The following is a 1,574-nucleotide window of genomic DNA, read 5'->3' on the forward strand; positions in this document are numbered from 1 at the left end:
TTCCGGCGCCTCGGCGCTGCTCGCCCTGGACGACGTCTCCCTGGACGTCCGGCCCGGCGAGTTCGTCTGCCTGCTCGGCGCGTCGGGCTGTGGCAAGTCCACCCTGCTCAACCTCGTCGCCGACCTGGACAAGGCCAGCGCAGGAACGATCGACCTGGGCGGAGCCCGGGTGGCGCTGATGTTCCAGGAGCCCGCCCTCTTCCCGTGGCTGACCGTCACCGGCAACCTCGAACTGGCCCTGCGGCAGCGCGGCGTCCCGCGCGGCGACCGCAAGAGGCGCGCGTCCGAGCTGCTCGCCTCGGTGCACCTGTCGGGGTTCGAGAAAAAGCGCCCGCACCAGCTGTCCGGCGGCATGCGCCAGCGGGTGGCGCTGGCCCGCGCTCTGGCCCTGACCGAGTCGCAGAACGACGACCTGCCGACCGTCCTGCTCATGGACGAGCCGTTCGGCGCCCTGGACGCGATGACCCGCGACCTGCTCCACGACGAGCTGGAGCGGATCTGGCGGGAGCGGAACCTGACCGTCCTGTTCGTCACCCACAACGTCCGGGAGGCCGTGCGGCTCGGCGACCGGGTCGTCCTGCTGTCCAGCCGTCCCGGACGCGTGATCCAGGAGTTCCCGGTGGAGTTCGCGCGGCCCCGCCGCATCGACTCCCCCGATGTGGCCACGCTGGCCGCGACCATTACCGACCGGCTCAAGGAGGAGGTGAGCCGTCATGGTTCTTGAGCAGCAGGACAGCGGCAAGCTGCAGCGGCAGATCGCCGGGCTCGACGCGCTGGAGCTGACCTCGGGCACCAAGAAGAGCCCGCTGATCCGCGTCTGGTCGGCCCTGTGGCCGATCGCGACCGCGGTCCTGATCTCGCTGGCGGCCTGGGAGCTGGTCGTGCTCAGCGGCTGGCGCGAGCCGTGGGTACTGCCCGGTCCGCGCGACGTGCTCCCGTCCTTCGTCGAGGTCGTCAGCACCGGCACGTTCTGGTCTGCGGTCGCGCTGACCATGAAGCGCGCGCTGATCGGCTTCGCGCTGGCGGTGCTGATCGGCGGGGTCGCCGGAGCGCTGATCTCCCAGTCCTGGGTGCTGCGCCGGGCCTTCGGCTCGCTCATCACCGGCCTGCAGACGATGCCGTCGATCGCCTGGTTCCCGCTGGCCATCCTGCTTTTCAAGCTGAGCGAGAGCGCGATCCTGTTCGTCGTGGTGCTGGGCGCGGCCCCCTCGATCGCCAACGGCCTGATCGCGGGCGTGGACTACACCCCGCCGATCCTGCTGCGGGTGGGCAAGACCATGGGCCTGAGCGGATTCGCGCGCTACCGGCACCTGATCATCCCCGCCTCGCTGCCGTCGTTCGTCGCCGGGCTCAAGCAGGGCTGGGCGTTCGCCTGGCGCAGCCTGATGGCCGGCGAGCTCCTGGTCATCATCGGCAAGCAGTCGGTCGGCACCCTGCTGCACTTCTCCCGCGAGGTCAGCGACACCGCGGAGATGATCTCCGTGATGATCATCATTCTGATCATCGGCATCCTGGTCGACCAGCTGTTCGGCGTGGTGGACCGGGCGATCCGCACCCGTTGGGGGCTGGATCGG

Annotated in this window: 2 protein-coding genes; both read left to right on the forward strand. The window is 70.1% G+C overall.

Going from position 1 to position 1,574, the window contains the following annotated elements:
* On the forward strand, positions 1-724 hold a 724-nt coding region (locus tag ABD327_RS09815; RefSeq protein ID WP_344449945.1), incomplete at its 5' end, for an ABC transporter ATP-binding protein.
* Positions 714-1,574, forward strand: an 861-nt coding sequence (locus tag ABD327_RS09820; RefSeq protein WP_344449946.1) for an ABC transporter permease, incomplete at its 3' end; no start/stop codon positions are given. The genes ABD327_RS09815 and ABD327_RS09820, both read left to right, overlap by 11 nt.

Origin of the sequence: Actinocorallia aurantiaca (assembly GCF_039533685.1) — a bacterium.
GTDB lineage: Bacteria > Actinomycetota > Actinomycetes > Streptosporangiales > Streptosporangiaceae > Actinocorallia > Actinocorallia aurantiaca.